The following is a 3361-nucleotide window of genomic DNA, read 5'->3' on the forward strand; positions in this document are numbered from 1 at the left end:
AAGATCAATGCTAATATTGGAAATTCTCCTGTTGATTCAAGTATCGATAAAGAAGTTGAAAAAGCAGTATGGGCTTTTCGTTGGGGCGCCGATACCATTATGGATTTAAGTACAGGTGATAATATTCACCAAACACGTGAGTGGATTCTTCGCAATTCGCCTGTGCCTGTCGGAACGGTGCCTTTATATCAAGCTTTGGAAAAAGTTAAAGGCAAATCTGAAGATTTAAGCTGGAAAGCATTCCGCGAAACCCTGATTGAACAAGCCGAACAAGGTGTTGACTATTTCACCATTCACGCAGGATTGCTTTGGCGTCATATCCGTCATACAATTAAACGAACAACGGGTATCGTGTCGCGCGGTGGAGCCATAATGGCTAAGTGGTGCATGTACCATCATCAAGAAAGCTTTTTGTATACACACTTTGATGAGATTTGTGATATTCTAGCCAAGTACGATATTGCCATTTCTTTAGGTGATGCCTTGCGTCCAGGATCCATTGCCGATGCTAATGATCGTGCTCAATTTGCAGAACTAGAAACTCTAGGTGAGCTTTGTCAGCGCGCTTGGGACAAAGGTGTACAAGTTATGATTGAGGGTCCTGGTCATGTACCCATGCATAAGATTAAGGAGAATATGGAACTGCAAGAGAAATACTGTCATAACGCACCATTCTATACCTTAGGCCCTATCACAACAGATATTGCTCCTGGTTACGATCACATTACTTCTGCAATTGGAGGTGCCATGATTGGTTGGTTAGGAACGGCTATGCTTTGCTACGTCACACCTAAAGAGCATTTAGGCTTACCGAATAAGGACGATGTAAAAGTGGGTGTCATTACCTACAAGATTGCGGCTCATGTTTCTGATTTAGCAAAAGGTTTTGTTGGTGCTCAGGTTCGTGACAACGCCATGAGTAAAGCTCGTTTCGAGTTCCGCTGGAAAGATCAGTTCTGCATTGCTTTAGATCCTGAGACAGCTATGAAGTATCATGACGAAACACTTCCTGATGAGGGATCTAAGCAATCACACTTTTGCTCCATGTGTGGTGAACATTTCTGCTCGATGAAAGCCAGTCGGGATGTACGTGATATGGCTGCAAAAACAGAACAAAAACGAAAAGAATTCCAGGAAGCTGGTGGCGAGGTTTATAATTAAACATTTTTCATCTTGCAAGTAAATCAAAACGCCCTGCTTAATTTATAAGCAGGGCATTTTTTTTTATATAAAATGATTAATCTTGAAGGATAATTATTTTCTTCATTATAATCTCCTCGTCCAATTCAATCTTCAAAATATACATTCCTGACTTAAGAGATAAATTGAAGAAAGTCTTTTTCTCATAAAGTTTCTGACTATAAGCAGCCTGACCACTCAAACTTATTATACTGAGAGTAGCAGCATTGACAGGACGTTTATTCAATTCAAGATAAAAAGCTCCCTTTGAAGGATTAGGATATAAAGAAACATTCACTTCTTCAGAATCTATTTCTTCGATTCCTGTCACATTATCAACACTAATTGTCACAGAAACCTCTTCTGAATACAACTCACCATCATTGACTATTAAGGTGAAAACATAATCTGTTAATGTACTCACATCAGGAGCAATAAAAGTAGGCATAGGATCATGAATATGTGAAAGTTTAATTCCTTCAGGAGCATACCAAATAAAATCTAAATAATCACCATCGGGATCATAAGAGCTCCATGCATTTAGTTTCACTATTGAGTTATCAGCTACTGTTTGATTTTCACCAGCGATAGCAATTGGTCTCTCATTTATATCCTTAACCAAAATCATCACATCTTCCTCCTCTGAAATACGAATTCCATCTGAAACACAAATTCCTAATGTGTATGTCTTTTTAAGCTCATAATCAAGCTTGCTATTATCAGCTAAGCTTATTTCTCCTGTAGAAGGATTGAGTGCAAACAACTTATCTTCATTCCCAGTCATAATTATCCATTCTCCAAAGCTGGTCCCATCCAGAGGATCAGTTGCAAGCAATGTTCCAATGGAAGTTCCATTACTTGCATCCTCAGAAACAGAAAATGTTTGACTTGCACTTACAACTGGTACGTGAGATGTAATTGTAACAAGCGCAGTCGCCGAAGACGAATTTGCATTCAGATCTGTTACTGTAAGCGTCACTGTATTTTCACCCTCATCAGATACATCAAACTCCGCTTTATCCAAACTCATCGTCGAGATGGAACAATTGTCCGATGAGCTATTATCAATATCCGCTGGTACGATGCTTGCATACCCCTTGGCATCCAACTGAACTGTGATATCCTGAGTTAACACAACGGGATTAGTAACATCATTAATCACAACATTCTGAGTCACATCGAACTCATTTCCATTTCCATCATCAAAGTTCCAAGTAATGACATGGATTCCCTGAGTGCTGTAACTTAATGCATCGGATGTGGTACCGGTGATTATTCCAGCACAAACATCACTTGTTGTAGGTGCCGTTGCTGTAGCGGAACATTCACCAGTAACATCTGCCAGTGTTGGTGTTGCCGGCTTGGTAACATCATCAATCACGACATTTTGAGTCACATCAATATCATTTCCATTTCCATCATCAAAGTTCCAAGTAATGATATGGATTCCCTGAGTGCTATAGCTTAATGCATCGGTGGTTGTTCCCGTAATGGTTCCACTGCAATTGTCACTTGTTGTGGGTGCCGTTGCTGTAGCGGAACATTCACCTGTAACATCTGCCAATGTTGGTCTTACTGGATCCGTCACATCATCAATCACGACATTCTGAGTCTGCGTAATGACATTCCCATTACCATCATCATAAGTCCAGGTAATCGTATGGGTTCCCTGGGTACTGTATGTTAATAAATCAGATGTTGTTCCAATAAGCGTACCTGCACAATTACTGGTTGCCGTTGGAATAACCGATACAGTCGCAGAGCATTCTCCAGTCACATTTGGCAAGGTCGCTAAATCGGCCACAGGTGTACTGCAATTAATTACAGTAAGCGTACAGGTTATATCTGCTGAAGTATAATAACCATCGGCAGCCTGTGTAGCAGTAATTGTTGTAGTCCCGGCCAATAGGGGCGAAATGGTATTCCCACTGATGCTGGCAACAGCATTGTCTGAACTGGTATAGGTAAAAGTACCATTGCTATTGGACGAAGGTGCCGTTATGGTAAAATTTGAGCCAACAACACCAGTTAAATCGGAGAATGATGAAAGTGTTGATGGTCCACTAACGGTAATGGTGAATGCCTGATCTACTGAACCAACATTATTACTCGATCTTAATACTACATTGTGAGCTCCAATATCCGAAACCAAAGGCGTACCCGATAAAACAAAACCGGGAGC

General features: G+C 40.6%; 2 protein-coding genes. One reads left to right on the plus strand and one right to left on the minus strand.

Annotated features, from left to right (window positions below; translation table 11 throughout):
* The coding region (gene thiC / locus ABY905_RS15410) for a phosphomethylpyrimidine synthase ThiC (protein ID WP_372645472.1) at positions 1–1161 on the plus strand (1161 nt) is incomplete at its 5' end.
* Positions 1162–1237: 76 nt separating this feature from the next.
* On the opposite strand, the gene ABY905_RS15415 is transcribed toward thiC, so the two are convergent.
* The coding region (locus ABY905_RS15415; protein WP_372645474.1) for a T9SS type A sorting domain-containing protein at positions 1238–3361 on the minus strand (2124 nt) is incomplete at its 5' end.

Origin of the sequence: Ancylomarina sp., from assembly GCF_041555295.1 — a bacterium.
Taxonomy (GTDB): domain Bacteria; phylum Bacteroidota; class Bacteroidia; order Bacteroidales; family Marinifilaceae; genus Ancylomarina.